The organism is Staphylococcus sp. M0911 (genome assembly GCF_003491325.1).
GTDB lineage: Bacteria > Bacillota > Bacilli > Staphylococcales > Staphylococcaceae > Staphylococcus > Staphylococcus warneri_A.
Window position 1 is genome coordinate 1,084,282 of sequence record NZ_CP022881.1, and the last position, 17,750, is coordinate 1,102,031.

The window sequence follows — 17,750 nt, forward strand, 5'->3', positions numbered from 1 at the left end:
ACTTATTTTCTTGTAATATAACAAAAATATTGTGATTAATAAATAAATGTTTTGAATAATGTGACAATTATATGTATAATTCATTTTAAAGAAAGCGATTACATAAAGTTGAAGGGGGATTTTCTTATGAAAGTTGAAGTTTATCAAAGCGAACCTGGAAATTATAACATGCAAGATTATGAGCAAACGTACAAAGATTTTGATTGGAAGAGCGTTGAGCAAGCCTTTTCTTGGAGTAAAACAGGTAAAATCAATATGGCATATGAATGTATCGATAGACATGTTGATGAAGGTAAAGGAGATAAAATTGCGCTCAATTATAAAGACGATCAACGTCATGAATCATATACGTTCGAAGATATGAAAAAATACTCAAATAAGGCAGCTAATGTATTAAAGAATGAAGCTGATGTTAAAAAAGGGGATAGAGTATTTATCTTTATGTCAAGAACGCCAGAATTGTATTTCGCTTTCTTAGGAATTTTAAAAATTGGTGCAATCGTTGGACCTTTATTTGAAGCATTTATGGAAAAAGCTGTTGCGGATCGCTTAGAAAATAGTGAAGCAAAAGTAATCATTACTAATAAAGCACTGTTGCCTAGAATCCCGAAAGATAAATTACCGCATTTAGAGAAAATTGTTGTTGTTGATAATGATGTTGAAGAAGGTTATGTAGATTTTAATCGTTCATTTAAAGAAGCAAGTGAAGATTTTGATATTGAATGGTTAAATGAAGATGATGGCCTTATTTTACATTATACATCTGGGTCTACAGGACAACCTAAAGGTGTATTACATGTCCAAAAAGCCATGTTAGTACATTATATTTCAGGTAAATATGTTTTAGATTTACAAGATGAAGATGTGTATTGGTGTACAGCAGACCCCGGTTGGGTAACTGGTACGTCATATGGTGTTTTTGCACCTTGGTTAAATGGTGTGACAAATTGTATTGTTGGCGGACGTTTCTCTCCGGAACAATGGTATAAAATGATTCAAGACTTTAAAGTGACAGTGTGGTATACAGCGCCAACTGCATTAAGAATGTTAATGAGTGCTGGTGATGATGTTGTAGATAAATATGATTTATCATCACTGCGTTCAATTTTATCTGTTGGTGAACCGTTAAATCCTGAAGTAATTAAATGGTCTAAAGATGTATTCCACAAACGTGTGTTAGATACTTGGTGGATGACAGAAACAGGTGGACACATGATTGTTAACTATCCAGCTATGGATATTAAATTAGGTTCAATGGGTAAACCACTACCAGGTATTGAAGCAGCAATTGTTGATGATGAAGGTAATGAGTTACCTCCAAATCGTATGGGTAACCTAGCCATTAAAAAAGGATGGCCTTCAATGATGCATACAATCTGGAAAAATCCAGAAAAATATGATTCATACTTTATTGGTGATTGGTATGTTTCAGGAGACTCTGCTTATAAAGATGAAGATGGTTACTACTGGTTCCAAGGTAGAGTTGATGATGTCATTATGACAGCTGGTGAACGTGTCGGTCCATTCGAAGTAGAATCTAAATTAGTTGAACATGAAGCTGTTGCTGAAGCAGGTGTTATTGGTAAGCCTGATCCAGTACGAGGTGAAATCATTAAAGCGTTTGTAGCTTTAAGAGAAGGTTATGAACCATCAGATGAATTAAAACAAAGTATTAAACAATTTGTTAAAGAAGGATTATCAGCACATTCAGCACCTCGTGAAATTGAATTTAAAGACAAATTACCTAAAACACGTTCTGGTAAAATTATGCGCCGTGTATTAAAAGCTTGGGAATTAGATTTAGATGCAGGTGATTTAAGTACAATGGAAGATTAGATGATTGATTAAGTAGTATTAGCAAAATAACTATTTCCATACATTAACGATTAAGATAAATATGATTGAGTTTAGTTTTTCTAGACTCAATCATATTTTTTGAATATTTCTGATAATAGTAATGTAAACGTTAACAAATATTCGACATCATTGATTGAGTCGGTTATTATTAAAGTTGTAAGAGAATGAGAGTCATTACATATCAAACATTCTTACACTTATTTTTCTATTTATATTATTTACAAGGGGTTGAAATAAGTTGGCACATTTATCAGATTTAGAAATTGCGAATCAATCAAAAATTAGACCTATTAGTGAAATAGCTAAAGAAGCAGGGATTCCAGCAGAAGCCTTAGAGCAATATGGACATTACAAAGCTAAAATTGATATTAACCAAATAAAACCTAAAGATAATAAGGGTAAAGTTGTATTAGTAACAGCAATGAGTCCAACACCAGCAGGGGAAGGTAAATCGACAGTTACAGTTGGTTTATCAGATGCATTTCATGAATTAAAAAAGAATGTCATGGTAGCATTACGTGAACCAGCGTTAGGACCAACATTTGGTATAAAAGGTGGCGCTACTGGTGGTGGATATGCACAAGTATTACCAATGGAAGATATCAATTTACACTTTAACGGTGACTTCCATGCGATCACTACAGCGAATAATGCATTATCAGCATTTATCGATAACCACTTACATCAAGGTAATGAATTAGGCATTGATCAACGTCGTATTGAATGGAAACGTGTATTAGATATGAACGATCGTGCTTTACGTCATGTTAACGTTGGACTAGGTGGTCCAACTAACGGTGTACCACGTGAAGATGGCTTTAATATTACAGTTGCATCTGAAATTATGGCTATCTTATGTCTTAGCCGAAGCATTAAAGACTTAAGAGAAAAAATTAGTAAAATCACAATCGGTTATACACGTGATCGTAAGCCTGTGACTGTTGCTGATTTAAAAGTTGAAGGTGCTTTAGCAATGATTTTAAAAGATGCTATTAAGCCAAACTTAGTACAATCAATTGAAGGAACGCCAGCACTTGTACACGGTGGACCATTCGCAAATATCGCTCACGGATGTAATTCAATTTTAGCGACAGAAACTGCACGTGAATTAGCTGATATTGTGGTTACTGAAGCAGGATTCGGTTCTGATTTAGGAGCTGAAAAATTCATGGATATCAAAGCGCGTGAAGCAGGTTTCGAACCATCAGCAGTTGTAGTGGTAGCAACTGTGCGTGCCTTAAAAATGCATGGTGGCGTTGCGAAAGATAATTTAAAAGAAGAGAATGTGGATGCTGTTAAAGCAGGTATCGTTAACTTAGAACGTCATGTAAATAATATTAAGAAGTTTGGTGTTGAACCAGTTGTAGCTATCAATGCATTTATTCACGATACAGATGCAGAAATTGAGTTTGTTAAATCATGGGCCAAAGAAAATGGCGTGAGAATTGCATTGACTGAAGTTTGGGAAAAAGGTGGTAAAGGTGGCGTTGATCTAGCTAATGAAGTATTAGAAGTCATTGATCAACCTCAAAACTTCAAACCACTTTATGAATTAAATCAACCTTTAGAAGATAAAATTGAAACAATCGTTAAAGAAATCTACGGTGGTTCAAAAGTAACATTCTCAAGTAAGGCTCAAAAACAATTAAAACAATTTAAAGACAATGGTTGGGACCATTATCCAATTTGTATGGCTAAAACACAATACTCATTTAGCGATGATCAAACAGCCTTAGGTGCACCTAGTGATTTTGAAATTACGATTCGTGAATTAGAAGCGAAAACAGGTGCAGGATTTATAGTTGCATTAACAGGTGCAATTATGACAATGCCTGGCTTACCTAAAAAACCAGCAGCATTAAATATGGATGTTACAGATGATGGACATGCAGTAGGCTTATTCTAAATTTAATTAACAAACCCGGTAATGTATTGATCATTACCGGGTATTTATGATTTAACCAGCATTTTTATTAGGTTTTGTAAGTAAATGTGATTTAATATGGTATTTTAACGCTTCTTTATACTCTTTTTTAGATATTTTTTCTTCGACCAACATACGTTTTAGTACATAATGTTGTCTCTGAATACTATAATCTATTTGATTGTCTGGTTTTAAGTCACCATTTTCCTTATATGGTGTATAACCGTAAGGGCTTTGTAATAAGCCAATTAAATAAGCTGATTGTGCAACATTTAAATCTTTAGGTGGAATTCCAAATAAACTATAAGACGCCGAAGAGATACCTGTTATATTGGCACCGTTATAATCTCTACCAAAAGGTACAATATTTAAATACGTATAAATAATTTCTTCTTTAGAGAGTATACGTTCAAGTCTTTGTGCTAATATAATTTCATTAGCTTTACGACTATAAGTTTTTTCATTAGAAAGTACTTGGTTTTTAATCAATTGTTGTGTTATCGTGCTGCCACCAGAACTTTGATCATTTTGCATTATATCTTGAAACATTGCTCGTATAATGGCCTTAGGTAAAATGCCATTATGTTGAAAGAATAAGGTGTCTTCTGAAGAAGTTAATGCTTTAATGACGTCTGGACTAACATGTTTTGGACCAACAATTAATGAATTTAAAGAATGATCATATTCATCTAAAATGTCATTGTTTTTATAATTAATTAAGTCATCTCCTACAAAGTGAATGACCTTATGTTTAAGTGCATGATCACTTATAGATGAAGCATCTTTAGTCAATTGATGAAAGTATATGATGGCTGCTAGCAGGATAATAATCATAAACATCAAACCAATTAGAAAGATGGTAACGATGATATGTTTGAGCTGCTTATATTTCTTTTCAAATTGAAACATTTTATCTTGTTGTTGTTGTTTCATGATTTTATCCATAGCAAACCTCCTTTATGTAGACTTATTATACCATAGTCGTAAAGTTGACTTTTAAAATAATGTTAACTATAATTAATGGCAAATACATAAGTTTCAGATGAAGGACAAGTAGCTTTTTAGAGATTTTTAGAGAGTTAGTGGTTGCTGAGAACTAACATGATCTAACTAGTGAATACACCTTATATAACAGTCTGACGTTTGATTAATGAACGTATCATTAGTAAAGAGAAAAGAGGTATAAATGGGTTTAATTATAAAAACTGTATATACCTTAAATTCAAGTATGGTGGTACCGTGCAATTGCGCCCTTACATTTAAATATGATGTAAGGGTGCTTTTTTGTTGATTAAATAAATCTATCAATCATACTTATACAAATTTTTAGAATTGGTCTTTAATTCTAAGTTTTACGTTCATCTTAACTTATGAAAATACATAATATATAGGAGGAAGAGAAATATGACAAATGCATTAATTGAAGATTTAAAGTGGCGTGGACTGATTTATCAACAAACAGATGAAGCGGGTATAGAGGAATTATTAAATAAAGAGCAAGTAACGCTATATTGTGGTGCAGATCCAACTGCAGATAGTTTACATATTGGTCATTTGCTTCCGTTCTTAACATTAAGACGTTTCCAAGAACACGGGCATCGTCCTATTGTTTTAATTGGTGGCGGAACAGGTATGATTGGGGACCCATCAGGTAAATCAGAAGAACGTGTGTTACAAACAGAAGAACAAGTAGAAGCCAATGTGCAAGGTATTAGTAATCAAATGCATAAATTATTTGAATTTGGTACCGATAAAGGAGCAGTATTAGTAAATAATAAAGACTGGTTAGGCCAAATTTCATTAATTAGTTTCTTACGTGATTATGGTAAGCATGTCGGTGTCAATTACATGTTAGGTAAAGATTCTATCCAAACGCGTTTAGAACATGGTATTTCATATACTGAATTTACGTATACTATTTTACAGGCTATCGATTTCGGACACTTGAATCGTGAATTAAATTGTAAAATTCAAGTCGGTGGTTCAGACCAGTGGGGTAACATTACAAGTGGTATCGAATTGATGAGACGTATGTATGGTCAAACTGAAGCTTATGGATTAACAATTCCTTTAGTAACAAAATCTGATGGTAAGAAATTCGGTAAATCAGAATCAGGTGCTATTTGGCTAGATGCTGATAAAACAAGCCCATATGAATTTTATCAATTCTGGATTAATCAATCAGATGAAGATGTTATCAAGTTCTTAAAATACTTTACATTCTTGAGTAAAGAAGAAATCGATCAGTTAGAGCAGTCTAAAGAAGAAGCACCTCACAAACGTGAAGCTCAAAAAGTTTTAGCTGAAAATGTGACACGCTTTATCCATGGTGAAGACGCTTTGAATGATGCGATTAGAATTTCACAAGCATTATTTAGCGGTGATTTAAAATCTTTATCAGCAAAAGAATTAAAAGAAGGTTTTAAAGACGTACCTCAAGTTGAATTATCTAAGGATACAACTAATATTATTGATGCATTAATTGAAACAGGTATTGGATCATCTAAACGTCAAGCTCGTGAAGATGTTAATAATGGTGCGATTTATATTAATGGTGAACGCCAACAAGATGTTAACTACGAATTAACTGATGAAGATAAAATCGAAGGTGCGTTTACGATTATTCGTAGAGGTAAAAAGAAATACTTCATGGTTAACTATAAATAGTAGTTGCAATATGTTGTGTCTAGGAGGTAAAGCGTGAATAAAGAAGAAGTCATCATGACAGGATTACGTAACGTGTTTAATAAAATAGCATGGCTAAATAAAAGTGAAATGCAAGAGGCATTAAAGGATTATAAGTCTAGTGAAGTGCATTGCATTGAAGCGATACATGAATTAGACAATCCAAATGTTAGAAGTTTAACGGAGCAGCTATTTATGACTAGAGGTGCAATTAGTAAATTAACGAAACGATTACAATCTAAAAAGTTAATTGAAAGTTATCAAAATGAGCATAATAAAAAAGAAATTTATTTTCGACTTACGCCTAAAGGACAACAAGTTTATCACACGCATCAACAACTTCATGCAAAATTTGATGCACGAGATCAAGATGTTTTTGAAAGTTTAACGCAACAAGAGTTCGAAAGCATTCAACATTTTATAGAAAAGTATAATCAACATTTGGATAAAGAAATTAAAAATAAAAGACTACAACATTAAGTATGATATTTCGAAAAAAGTGCTCTAATTAATTTTAGAGTACTTTTTTATTGGAATTTTGTTGACAAGGAAACTAAAAGGGTGTAAATTTGTTGACGAAGAAACAAAAAGGAGACGTTTTATGTCAAAGGAAGCGACACAACATCAGATTCCAAAAGAAACAATGAATGCGGCATGGGCAATAGCGATTGGAGCCATTGCACCTATGCTAGATTCAACTATGATAAATATTGGTATTCAACAACTTAATCAAACATTTCATACTAATATAGATATCGTCCAATGGGGGATTACTGGATATATTTTAGCCCTTGCTATAGCTATTCCTTTTTCTGGATGGTTAATGAATCATTTTAATAGTAAATATACTTTTATTATAGCTATGCTAGTTTTTGGTATTACTTCATTATTTGTAGGAATCAGTCCGACAGTGGGTATATTTATTCTATTTAGAATCTTTCAAGGATTTAGTGCGGGAGTTATTACATCACTTATGTTCACTTTACTGGTAAAGACTACTGGACAAGATCATATAGGGAGGGTAATGGCTATCGTCAGTACACCTATGATCTTTGGACCAATTCTCGGCCCAACATTAGGTGGATTTATAATTCATTTTGCCTCATGGCGTTGGATGTTTTTTATTAATATAGTAGTTTCACTCATTTCTGTACCACTCATGATGAAATATGTACCATCATTCAAACCATTTGATAAGCATAAAAAGTTAGATATATGTGGAATTCTCTTATTAGGCATTACGAGTGCAACATTGATTTATGGTATCAGTCTAGCTGGTACTATAGGTTCATTTATGGATAGTAAAGTTATGACATTTATATGCATTGGAGTGGCAGCTATTGTTGTTTATATTTTTTATAACAAACTATGCCATTTTAATACGGTACTACCTTTAAATTTGTTTAAAAGTAAAACGTATTCAGCATCAATGACAGGATTATTATTAGCAAATGTGGGTATTATGGGGCCAATGGTTATTCTACCTTTATATTTTCAAGAATTTAAAGGTTATTCTGCTATTGGTGCAGCACTAGCACTAATTCCTCAAGGCATAGGTATGTTAATCACACGACCATATATTGGAACATCTATTGACCGGATAGGATCCAAAAAGGTTATATATATTAGTATCGTGATTGCTATTCTTGGCACAATTCCATTGATATTTGTTGATAATGAATCATCTATTGCATGGTTGTCGTTCATTTTATTTATTCGTGGATGTAGTGTTGGTGGCATCAATTTAGGTTTAATGGCCGATGCCTACAAAGGTGTTTCTCAGAATCAGTTATCAGAAGCTGGCGTAGGAATTAACATGATTGAAAATATTGGTGCAAGTTTTGGTACAGCAATCATAGCAACCGTTGTAGCTTCTAATTTATCCATGAGACATAGTCATCATGAAATGAGTCATTCAATTGTGGGCTTTCATGAAGGTTTTCTAGTTTCAATGATTGCGATTATACTTATTTTAATTCCAACTTATTACTTAGCTGAAAATAAAACAGGTATGGATGAAATCTAATTTCATCCATACCTGTTATTTATTCTGCAAATTGACTTTGTTTTTCAGAAGAAGATTGGCTAGCTGACTGAACTTGTTTCTTTAGTTTCACATTAATCGTTTCAGTTTTACCATCTCGAATAATCGTCAACTTAACGTCTTCACCTGGTTTCTTATTTTCATATAGGTATGTTCGTAAATCTGTGTCTTCTTTTACTGATTTTCCGTCTACCTTAGTAATAATATCTCCTTTTTTCAAGACACTATCGTGATCCACTTTGGCTACATAAACACCAGATTGACTATCTGTATTTAATTCTTTTTTATATGAATCTGGAATATCACTTAAATTAATTAAGCCGATACCAATAGAAGGACGTTCAATTTTACCGTGTTTAACTAATTGTTCAATGGTAACTTTGACCTCGTTACTTGGTATAGCGAATCCAATGCCTTCAACTTGTTCTGAAGCGATTTTCATTGAGTTTATACCAACTAAATTACCATTGATATCTACCAAGGCACCACCAGAGTTACCAGGATTAATTGCTGCATCGGTTTGAAGTACATTCACTTTTGTATTTCCACCAGTAGTATTTGCATCAATCGTACGTTCATTTGCTGAAATGATACCTGAAGTGACTGAATTTGCAAATTCAAGGCCTAGAGGGTTACCCATAGCAAATACGCTATCACCTGTTTGTACTTTAGATGAATTAGCAAAGTCTATAGCTTTGATACCTTTCGTATTATTAATTTTTAATACGGCAATATCAGTGACTGCGTCTTTACCAACTAATTTTGCTTTAACTTGTTTAGAATTGTGTAACTGAACCTTAATCTCAGAAGCACCATCGATAACGTGATTATTGGTAACGATATATGCTGAACCATCACTGATTTGATAGATAACTCCTGATCCAATACCAGCTTCTTCAGGCTTAGATGTCTTTCCATTCAGTAAATCGTCCAAGTTCGTTGACTTTTGCATATTAATAACACCTACAATTGCTGGTGATACATCTTTAATCATCTCATGAACTGAACTATATTTATCACTTTTACCGTCTAATTGGTTACCACCTTTACTATTAGAAGCTTCATTAACAGTGGCACCATTTTGATTGAAAATGGTATGATCTAGTAGTTTGCCAATACCCAATACAAGTAATGCACCTATGATACCTGCTATTAATGCAACGAGTATAGTTTTAAACCATGGAAACTTAGGTTTATTATATCGAGATGGCTGATTGTTAGAATCAAAGGATTGATTCATTTGTGTATAATCTGACATATTTGACCTCCAATATAAATATTCTCACAATATAATTATGTAATTTTTTCACAAAAACGCTAGTTTTCTGCAATCAGACTTTAGACTTATTTAAAGCTTATCTTGTTCAACAAGTATCTAAATGATAAAATCTAAATGTTAAACAGAAAACTATAAGAGTAGGTGTAACTATGTATAGAGTGATTAGTAGTATCTTGTATTTTATTTTAGTTAAGTTAGGTAAATCATTATTTGTTATCGGAAAAGAAAATGTACCGAAAGATAATCAATATGTTGTGACTTGTACACATGAAAGTTATAACGAAGTGATAATGTTAGGTATGGCTATTTATCCAAACCAAATCCATTACATGGCAAAGAAAGAATTATTTAGTAATAAATGGGGCGGTAAATTTTTAACTGCATTAAATGCATTTCCAGTAGATAGAGAAAATCCCGGTCCAAGCACATTAAAACGACCAATTAAATTATTAAAAGAGAATAAAACAGTTGGCATTTTCCCAACGGGTCACAGAACATCTGCAGAAGGTGCACCATTAAAACGTGGTGCGGCAACAATAGCCATGTTAGGTAAAGCACCTATATTACCTGCAGCATATGTAGGTCCAAAAAAATTACATGGGCTCGTTACTGGGCAAGCATTAATCAAATTTGGTGAACCTATTGATACAAGTAATTTACCTAAAGACTTAAAAAGAAATGAAAAAGTAGATTACTTAACAAAAGAAATCGAACGCCAAACAACAGCATTGCAAAAAGAATTAAATGAATTAGCTAAAAATTTATAATTAAACATTAAGGTTGGATAGGGATTCAATGAAATATTTTGAATCATATCCAACCTTTTTAATATGTTTTTTAATGTATAAGTAAATAGACAATATGTGTCCTCCATCATTGTTATGATGTACAAAACATTTTAAATTTTAGGGGGACATTTTAAATGAAAAGAATATTTGTATTATGTTTAGGCATGCTTATTTTGTTAGCAGCATGCGGTAGTAAAGTAGATGGTACATATAAAAATGATGAAATGAGCATTAAAGCAAGTAAAGATAGTGATCGTGCAACTTTACATCTAAAATCACTAGAAAATGATGGTGGTATTTTTGGTGTAGAAAAGAATGATGGTAATGTTGAAGGGCGAATTGACAAAGATAAAAAAACAATGTCATTTGATGTGCAGGGTGAAACCATGAAATTTGATTATAAAGTTAAAGGGGATAAACTCATATTAATTAATCCAGATAAAGATGATGAAAAAATTGAATTGAAAAAAGAGTAATTTAATTTTGGAGATTGCATATTTTATACTGAATTTCTAATTGAAAGGTGTAAACAGTATGAAGAAAATAATGGCGATTACGCTTACGATGCTTTTTATATTAACAGCGTGTAGTAATCAAATCTATGGTAAATACAAAGTGGAAGACAATGGCGGGACGATAGAAATTAAGAAAAACAATAAGGTTGAGGTTTCTAATGAAAATGAAAAAGAAGTCTTACACGGTAAAATAAATAAAGATGATAAAATCATAACATTATATTATGAAAATCATCCTATGAAGATTGATTATAAGCTAGAAGATGATACACTAAAATTAAAGTTAAAGGCAGGTTCTGACGAAGAAGTTGTCAAAGCAAAAAAAGTAAAATAATGAGTATATATAATGCCCGTTAAAATCATGATTCGATTTTAACGGGCATTAATTTTATTGTTTGATTTTCTCGAATTTTCTCTCACTATCATCGGGTTTTTCATCCGGTTTTTCTAATGCATAAATCGCCTTTTTACCAACTTTTAAATAACCAGTTGAACCGCCCAAATTAATTTTTGCAAGGTCTTTATGGTCCTTATCATCTTTTATTGACCCTTCTGCAGTTTCGCCGTCAGTTGTGACTTTAAGGGATTCACCTTTAATAGTGATAATATCACCATTCTCATTTTGCCATTTACCTTCCGCCTTTTTAGTAGGGCTACTTGAACAAGCTACTAATAAGACACTAAAAATTGAAACGATTACTAAAATCTTTTTCATAAAGCTCAACCTCCTTATTGATTGCTATCATTTTATCAAAAAATCAAAATATTGTGTATAAAATATTTTGTATAATTTGTTATAAATAGATTAGTATAAAATATCATAATTACTTTTATTTCAATGTGAATTTTAACAGAGGTGTTCTTCTATCAAATTTAAAAAAACAAAAAACTTGAAAAGTTCATAATTAGCATGAAAATGCAATTTTATTTATCTATTGATTCTGATACAATATGTAAGGATATAAGTTGATATGACAGTGATTGACATCATTTTTCATACATATACAAAATTACAAATTAAATGATAAATTTGAGAAATTGAAAATTGACATTTATCATCCAACAAAAATAAAGGGGGAGTGTTACATGTTTAAATTTTTTCAGAATTTAGGTCGTTCACTGATGTTACCAGTGGCAGTATTACCAGCAGCAGCGATTATAGTTGGTATAGGTAACGCGCTAAACGCTTTACATGCCTTACCTCAAGTGGCTCAATTCTTTGTTGCCGTAGGTACTACTATTCTTGAGCAATTAGGCATATTATTTGCTATAGGTGTAGCCATTGGTATGGCTAAGAAGAATGATGGTGCAGTCGCATTAGCATCAGCATTAGGCTTCTTTGTAGTAACCAAAGTGTTATCACCAGATAAATTAGCGCCTATCTTGCATGTTAAACCTTCTTCATTAGGTGAAGCATTTGACAAGATGGATAACGGCAACGTATTTGTAGGTATCATTATTGGTCTTATTGCGGCGTATACTTATAATCGATTTAGTGAAACAGAGTTACCACTCGCATTATCATTTTTCAGTGGTAAACGTCTAGTGCCAATACTCACTGCGTTTTTCTGTACATTTATAGCTGTTATTTTACTATTTGTATGGCCAGTTGTTTATAATGCTATTGTGACATTTGGTACTTGGATTGTAGGTATGGGGCCATTTGGTGCATTTATATATGGTGTAGCCAATCGTTTATTGATTCCAACAGGCTTACATCATGCATTAAACACAGTATTTTGGTTTGATACAATTGGAATCAATGATATTGGTAAGTTCCAAACAGGTAAAGATGCTGTACATGGTATTACAGGTCGATACCAAGCAGGGTTCTTCCCAATTATGATGTTCGGTATGCCTGCTGCAGCACTAGCAATGTATCATACAGCTAAAACATCTCAACAAAAACAAGTATATGGTTGGTTCTTAGGAAGTGCGATAGCTGCCTTTTTCGTAGGTGTTACAGAGCCAATTGAATTTGCATTTATGTTTGTTGCACCTATATTATATGTTATTCACGCATTGTTAACTGGATTATCATTATTTATTGCTGCTACTTTTCATTGGACAGCTGGATTTTCATTTAGTGCAGGACTCATAGATTACATATTATCTCTAATAAATCCAGTAGCTAATCAACCATTAATGTTATTAGTACAAGGTATTGTATTCTTCATTTTATATTATGTTATCTTTAGATTTGTCATACAGTTCTTTAATTTAAATACCATTGGACGAGGTGACAATGAATTAGTTGATCCAACTGATGAGGATGCGATTGAAAAGGAAAGTGCTGATACTAAGCAAAGTAATGGAAGTAAATATAGTAAATCAGCTTCACAAATTCTTGATGGTTTGGGTGGCGCTCAAAACATTACTTCTTTAACAAATTGTGCAACAAGACTAAGATTAGAGCTTGAAGATAACTCAATCATCGATGAACAGAAAATTAAAAGTGCAGGTGCTGTTGGTGTCACTAAGAGTGGTAAACATTCAACTCAAGTCATCATTGGTACTCATGTACAACAAGTCGCAGACGAAATAGAAAAACAAATCGAATCATAATATTTTTAATAGGGTAGGGCAAATTCATAATTTGAATTTGCTCTATTTATTTACAACATGTATATTATATAGTATCAGAATTTTCTGAAAGGGAGTTTATAGATGAAGTCAGTATTGTTTGATGTAGATGGTGTTTTTTTAAGTGAAGAACGTTGCTTTGATGTTTCAGCTTTGACTGTCTATGAATTACTAATGGATCAAAGTTATTTAGGATTGAAACCTGATATAGATTTAAGTCTTCTTGAAAATGAAGATATTGATCGAATTAGAGCAGATATATTCGTCAACGATGATGTTTTAAAAAAGTTGAAGTCACTTGGTTTAAACTCAAATTGGGACATGTTATATATTGTCTTTAGTTTACATTATATTCAGATATTAAAAGCATTACCATCTGATGAAGTAGAAAAGATACTTCAGTCTCAACAAATTAATGGAGAACAGTTACAACATATAGGTCAATTGATAAAATCTAATTATCAAATTGATTACCAATTGCCACTTAAATTTTTAAAACGTGTTCAAAGCGGAAAGTCTAATATTTTCTCTCGATTACAAGAGTATGCGAGAAATGAATTAAATACGAACAATGTATCATACTTTGATTTTAAAAGTCCGCTTTGGAATTTAACACAATTTATATATCAAGAATGGTATTTAGGGTCAACATTGTTTAAAGAAGTTGAAGGTCATGCACCGTACAAGCAAAATAAAAGTGGTTTTATTCATCAAGAAATTTTAATACGTCCTATTAAAGAGATTCAAGATCTACTCAATGATTTGAAAGCTAGTGGCTATCAAATTGCGATTGCTACAGGTAGACCAAGAACGGAAACACTCGTGCCATTTCAAACACTGAATCTACTTTCATATTTTGATGAAAAGCACATTGTGACAGCAAGCGAAGTGTTAAAAGCTGAAACTATGTTTGCTGAATATAAACCTTTAGGAAAGCCCAATCCGTTTAGTTATATAGCAACATTAAGTGGTAATAAGAAAGATGAATACTTCAAATATATAACACATCAAAATAATATAGTTAAAAAAGAGGAAGTATTTATTGTAGGTGATTCACTAGCGGATTTATTAAGTGCAAAGAAAATAGGTGCTACATTTATAGGAACTTTAACTGGACTAAAAGGTGAACAGGCTAAGACAGAATTAGAAAATAACGATGCCGATTATATTGTTAATCATGTGGGAAATATCCGCGACATATTATTATAAAAAAAGCTACAGAATATATGAGAGATGTTATGATGTCATCAATCACATATTTTGTAGCTTTTATTGATTTAAAGTGTTAGTTTAGTACTTATAATTTTATTGAATGGTATCGCATTGTTAAGTTCAGTAACAAGGGTTTGTGATGCTGGTTGGTCAATAGATAGTATCATTAATGCTTGACCACCTTCAATTGTTCTACCTAAAGTCATTGAACCAATATTAATACCGTTACCTCCTAATAAATTACCTGTTTTACCAACTATACCTGGTTGGTCATTGTGACATGTAACGATTTGATACTGATTAGGTTTGAAATCTAAAGAGAAATTATTGATTCTAACAATTCTTGGGCCAAAACCGGACAATACCGTACCACCAATTTTAATTGTGTCTTTATCATTTGATAATGACAATTCAATATAGTTACTAAAACCTGATTCGTTTTTATTTTTTTCAATTTGATAGGTTACATCTTGCTGATTTAATAAAGCTAAAGCATTGATAATATTGACTTCATCTCCAAAGTCTTCTTTTAAAATATTAGATACTATGGTTCTTGATATTAGGCTTGTATCAATTTTTGCTACATCTCCGCCATAAGTAATCGTTACTTCACTCGGTGCACCTTCTAAGAGTTGGATACCAAATTCCCCAATTGTAGTGGCTAATGATAAGTAATCTTTTACATTTTGGTCAACCTCATTCATATCCATTTTAGGTGCGTTGACTGCATGTTCGACAGTCCCTTTAGTTAATATATCAATGATTTCATTTGAAACAGAGACAGCTACTTTTTCTTGTGCTTCAACAGTTGATGCACCTAAATGTGGTGTCACTATAATTTTATCATGTTTAATTAATGGCGAATCTAAAGGGGGTTCATGCTTAAATACATCTATGGCAGCTCTTGAAATTTGAGCATGGTCTAAAGCATTGATAAGTGCATCTTCATCAATTATCCCACCTCGGGCTACATTGATTATTTGTAAATTAGGTTTCGCTTTTTTAAAGAAGTTCTCGCCAACAATGCCTTTTGTTTTAGGTGTTAAAGGCGTATGGACGGTTACAAAATCTGACTTTGAAGCAATCTCATCTACAGTAGCCAATTGAATATCTAATGATTTGGCTTTGTCTTCTGTTAAATATGGGTCAAAGGCTAATATTTGCATTCCAAAACTTTGTGCACGTTTTGCTACACCTAAACCAATACGTCCAGCACCAATAATACCTAATGTTTTCTTATACAATTCTGTGCCACGAAACGCTTTTCTATTCCACTCTCCAGCTTTTAGAGATTGATGCGCTTGTGGAATATTTCTAGCCATAGCCAAAATCATTGCGATGGAATGTTCAGTTGCTGAGATGGTATTGCCATCCGGTGCATTAATGACTAGTATACCTTTTAATGTCGCAGCTTCAATATTTATATTATCTACGCCAACACCTGCTCTAGCAATTACTTTTAAATTTGATGCAGCTTCAATAATTTGGTCAGTAACTTGTGTTTGACTTCTCACGATTAACCCTTCATAGTCAGGAATTATATTTACCAATGTCTCTTCTGTTAAATCAGTTTGAATATCGACGTCAAAGTCAGGATGTTCTAATAAACTTTTAATACCTTCATCTGAAATAGGATCCGAAACTAAAATTTTATGACTCATGCTGTATTACCTCCATAAATTTTGATACACCTGTACCAATATAATTTGAGTTTCTATATTCAGTAAGAATAAGTTCTAATGCGGAAACAACGGATAGAATATCAAATGGAGAGACTTTACCCATATGACCAATTCTAAGTATTTCTCCTTTAAGATGCCCTTGACCACCTGCAATAGTAATATTAAATCTAGATTTAAGTTGATTTTTAATTATTGTCAATTCATCTTTGGAATTTGGAATAAATGCTGTAACGGTAGGGGAAGCAACTTCATCTTTTTTAACTAATACGTCGAGGTCTAGTGCTTTAAGAGCATGTCGTAACGCATCTCGAATAATATAATGACGTTGAATAACATGGTTCAAACCTTCATGCTTAACTAAGTCAACATATGCATTCACACCTCTAAATAATGAAACATTTGGTGTAAAAGGAGTAGAGTGTTTAGTAGATGAATCTATATATTTGTTTAAATCAAGATAAAATCTTGGTGTTGTAACTTCTTTGAATCTTGATTTCGCTCTAGTGCTATAAGCGACAAAAGCTAAACCTGGTGGTAACATAATTGCTTTTTGACTACCTGACACTAAAACATCAATATGGTCTTTGACCAAGTCAACATCGACGGCACCAATACAACTTACGCCATCAACTATAAAATAGATATCTGAATCATAAGATTTAATTTCTTGTCCAAGTACATGGATAGGGTGTAATACACCAGTAGATGTTTCACAAAATTGGGTAAAAATAGCAGTGACTTTGACATTTAAACTTTTAAGAAAATCTAAAAATGAATTAACATTGACTGCTTCGCCCCAAGAAACGTCATAGACGTGGATATTTTTATAATAAGTCTCAGCTATTTGTTTGAATCGATTGCCAAAGGCGCCTGAAACAATAATGACGATATGATCCTCAGGATTAGCGATATTTAACATACTTGCTTCTAATACACTCGTACCACTAGATGTTAATATTAAGACATCATTTTGGGCACCGAATATTGGTTTTAAGCCACTATAAGCATCTTCAGCAATCACTTCAAAATCCGAAGAACGATGGCCTATCATAGGTAATTGAATTTGGGACATAATTTCATCGGGTACTGGGGTTGGTCCTGGTGTAAGTAAAAGGGGTTGATAATAATGCATAAGTCATTCCTCCAAGTGTAATATTGAACCATTTTAACAAATATTCTGA

General features: G+C 32.6%; 15 protein-coding genes. 10 read left to right on the forward strand and 5 right to left on the reverse strand.

Features of this window, described 5'->3' with window-relative positions; all coding sequences use genetic code 11:
• Positions 1 to 126 precede the first annotated feature (126 nt).
• The gene (gene acsA, locus ssp1_RS05385; RefSeq protein WP_107536080.1) at positions 127 to 1,836 is read left to right on the forward strand and encodes an acetate--CoA ligase; all 1,710 of its coding nucleotides are present in this window, start codon (positions 127 to 129) and stop codon (positions 1,834 to 1,836) included.
• A gap of 259 nt (positions 1,837 to 2,095) precedes the next feature.
• On the forward strand, positions 2,096 to 3,763 hold the full coding sequence (locus ssp1_RS05390) for a formate--tetrahydrofolate ligase (RefSeq protein WP_002452179.1): 1,668 nt from the start codon (positions 2,096 to 2,098) through the stop codon (positions 3,761 to 3,763).
• Between the two features lie 51 nt (positions 3,764 to 3,814).
• On the opposite strand, the gene ssp1_RS05395 is transcribed toward ssp1_RS05390, so the two are convergent.
• Positions 3,815 to 4,726: a biosynthetic peptidoglycan transglycosylase gene (locus tag ssp1_RS05395; protein WP_075778992.1), complete on the reverse strand. Its 912-nt coding sequence runs from the start codon at positions 4,724 to 4,726 to the stop codon at positions 3,815 to 3,817.
• 459 nt (positions 4,727 to 5,185) lie between these two features.
• On the opposite strand from ssp1_RS05395, the gene tyrS reads away from it, so the two are divergent.
• From tyrS to ssp1_RS05410, 3 genes are all read left to right on the forward strand, one after another.
• Positions 5,186 to 6,448, forward strand: a complete 1,263-nt coding sequence (gene tyrS, locus ssp1_RS05400; protein ID WP_075778991.1) for a tyrosine--tRNA ligase — start codon at positions 5,186 to 5,188, stop codon at positions 6,446 to 6,448.
• Between the two features lie 33 nt (positions 6,449 to 6,481).
• Positions 6,482 to 6,946: a MarR family winged helix-turn-helix transcriptional regulator gene (locus tag ssp1_RS05405; RefSeq protein WP_075778990.1), complete on the forward strand. Its 465-nt coding sequence runs from the start codon at positions 6,482 to 6,484 to the stop codon at positions 6,944 to 6,946.
• A gap of 121 nt (positions 6,947 to 7,067) precedes the next feature.
• The gene (locus ssp1_RS05410; RefSeq protein ID WP_107536079.1) at positions 7,068 to 8,492 is read left to right on the forward strand and encodes a DHA2 family efflux MFS transporter permease subunit; all 1,425 of its coding nucleotides are present in this window, start codon (positions 7,068 to 7,070) and stop codon (positions 8,490 to 8,492) included.
• A gap of 19 nt (positions 8,493 to 8,511) precedes the next feature.
• Here ssp1_RS05410 and ssp1_RS05415 read toward each other — a convergent pair whose 3' ends face one another.
• Positions 8,512 to 9,750: a S1C family serine protease gene (locus ssp1_RS05415; protein WP_107536083.1), complete on the reverse strand. Its 1,239-nt coding sequence runs from the start codon at positions 9,748 to 9,750 to the stop codon at positions 8,512 to 8,514.
• Between the two features lie 188 nt (positions 9,751 to 9,938).
• Here ssp1_RS05415 and ssp1_RS05420 point away from each other — a divergent pair, with 188 nt between their 5' ends.
• From ssp1_RS05420 to ssp1_RS05430, 3 genes are all read left to right on the forward strand, one after another.
• Positions 9,939 to 10,556, forward strand: a complete 618-nt coding sequence (locus ssp1_RS05420; protein ID WP_002452185.1) for a lysophospholipid acyltransferase family protein — start codon at positions 9,939 to 9,941, stop codon at positions 10,554 to 10,556.
• Between the two features lie 155 nt (positions 10,557 to 10,711).
• Positions 10,712 to 11,053: a hypothetical protein gene (locus ssp1_RS05425; protein WP_049425488.1), complete on the forward strand. Its 342-nt coding sequence runs from the start codon at positions 10,712 to 10,714 to the stop codon at positions 11,051 to 11,053.
• A gap of 58 nt (positions 11,054 to 11,111) precedes the next feature.
• Entirely contained in the window at positions 11,112 to 11,426 is a 315-nt protein-coding gene (locus ssp1_RS05430) for a hypothetical protein (protein ID WP_075778987.1), read from the forward strand.
• 54 nt (positions 11,427 to 11,480) lie between these two features.
• On the opposite strand, the gene ssp1_RS05435 is transcribed toward ssp1_RS05430, so the two are convergent.
• Complete coding sequence (locus ssp1_RS05435) at positions 11,481 to 11,807, reverse strand: hypothetical protein (protein ID WP_075778986.1); 327 nt, start codon at positions 11,805 to 11,807, stop codon at positions 11,481 to 11,483.
• Between the two features lie 371 nt (positions 11,808 to 12,178).
• On the opposite strand from ssp1_RS05435, the gene nagE reads away from it, so the two are divergent.
• Both nagE and ssp1_RS05445 read left to right on the forward strand, forming a co-directional pair.
• Positions 12,179 to 13,657: an N-acetylglucosamine-specific PTS transporter subunit IIBC gene (nagE, locus tag ssp1_RS05440; protein WP_107533095.1), complete on the forward strand. Its 1,479-nt coding sequence runs from the start codon at positions 12,179 to 12,181 to the stop codon at positions 13,655 to 13,657.
• Positions 13,658 to 13,759: 102 nt separating this feature from the next.
• The gene (locus tag ssp1_RS05445) at positions 13,760 to 14,884 is read left to right on the forward strand and encodes an HAD family hydrolase (RefSeq protein ID WP_075778984.1); all 1,125 of its coding nucleotides are present in this window, start codon (positions 13,760 to 13,762) and stop codon (positions 14,882 to 14,884) included.
• 68 nt (positions 14,885 to 14,952) lie between these two features.
• Here the strand turns inward: ssp1_RS05445 and serA are convergent, their stop codons facing one another.
• Both serA and ssp1_RS05455 read right to left on the reverse strand, forming a co-directional pair.
• Positions 14,953 to 16,548, reverse strand: coding sequence for a phosphoglycerate dehydrogenase (serA, locus tag ssp1_RS05450; RefSeq protein WP_075778983.1), 1,596 nt, complete (start codon positions 16,546 to 16,548; stop codon positions 14,953 to 14,955).
• Complete coding sequence (locus ssp1_RS05455) at positions 16,538 to 17,701, reverse strand: pyridoxal-phosphate-dependent aminotransferase family protein (RefSeq protein ID WP_107536272.1); 1,164 nt, start codon at positions 17,699 to 17,701, stop codon at positions 16,538 to 16,540. The genes serA and ssp1_RS05455 overlap by 11 nt, the downstream gene beginning before the upstream one ends.
• Between the last annotated feature and the right edge of the window lie 49 nt (positions 17,702 to 17,750).

Coding starts and splice junctions, on each gene's coding strand:
- serA (WP_075778983.1), bottom strand. CDS start 16,548: ATGAGTCATAAAATTTTAGTTTCGGATCCTATTTCAGATGAAGGTATT.
- nagE (WP_107533095.1), top strand. CDS start 12,179: ATGTTTAAATTTTTTCAGAATTTAGGTCGTTCACTGATGTTACCAGTG.
- ssp1_RS05410 (WP_107536079.1), top strand. CDS start 7,068: ATGTCAAAGGAAGCGACACAACATCAGATTCCAAAAGAAACAATGAAT.
- ssp1_RS05420 (WP_002452185.1), top strand. CDS start 9,939: ATGTATAGAGTGATTAGTAGTATCTTGTATTTTATTTTAGTTAAGTTA.
- ssp1_RS05395 (WP_075778992.1), bottom strand. CDS start 4,726: ATGGATAAAATCATGAAACAACAACAACAAGATAAAATGTTTCAATTT.
- ssp1_RS05415 (WP_107536083.1), bottom strand. CDS start 9,750: ATGAATCAATCCTTTGATTCTAACAATCAGCCATCTCGATATAATAAA.
- ssp1_RS05445 (WP_075778984.1), top strand. CDS start 13,760: ATGAAGTCAGTATTGTTTGATGTAGATGGTGTTTTTTTAAGTGAAGAA.
- ssp1_RS05425 (WP_049425488.1), top strand. CDS start 10,712: ATGAAAAGAATATTTGTATTATGTTTAGGCATGCTTATTTTGTTAGCA.
- ssp1_RS05430 (WP_075778987.1), top strand. CDS start 11,112: ATGAAGAAAATAATGGCGATTACGCTTACGATGCTTTTTATATTAACA.
- acsA (WP_107536080.1), top strand. CDS start 127: ATGAAAGTTGAAGTTTATCAAAGCGAACCTGGAAATTATAACATGCAA.
- tyrS (WP_075778991.1), top strand. CDS start 5,186: ATGACAAATGCATTAATTGAAGATTTAAAGTGGCGTGGACTGATTTAT.
- ssp1_RS05435 (WP_075778986.1), bottom strand. CDS start 11,807: ATGAAAAAGATTTTAGTAATCGTTTCAATTTTTAGTGTCTTATTAGTA.
- ssp1_RS05455 (WP_107536272.1), bottom strand. CDS start 17,701: ATGCATTATTATCAACCCCTTTTACTTACACCAGGACCAACCCCAGTA.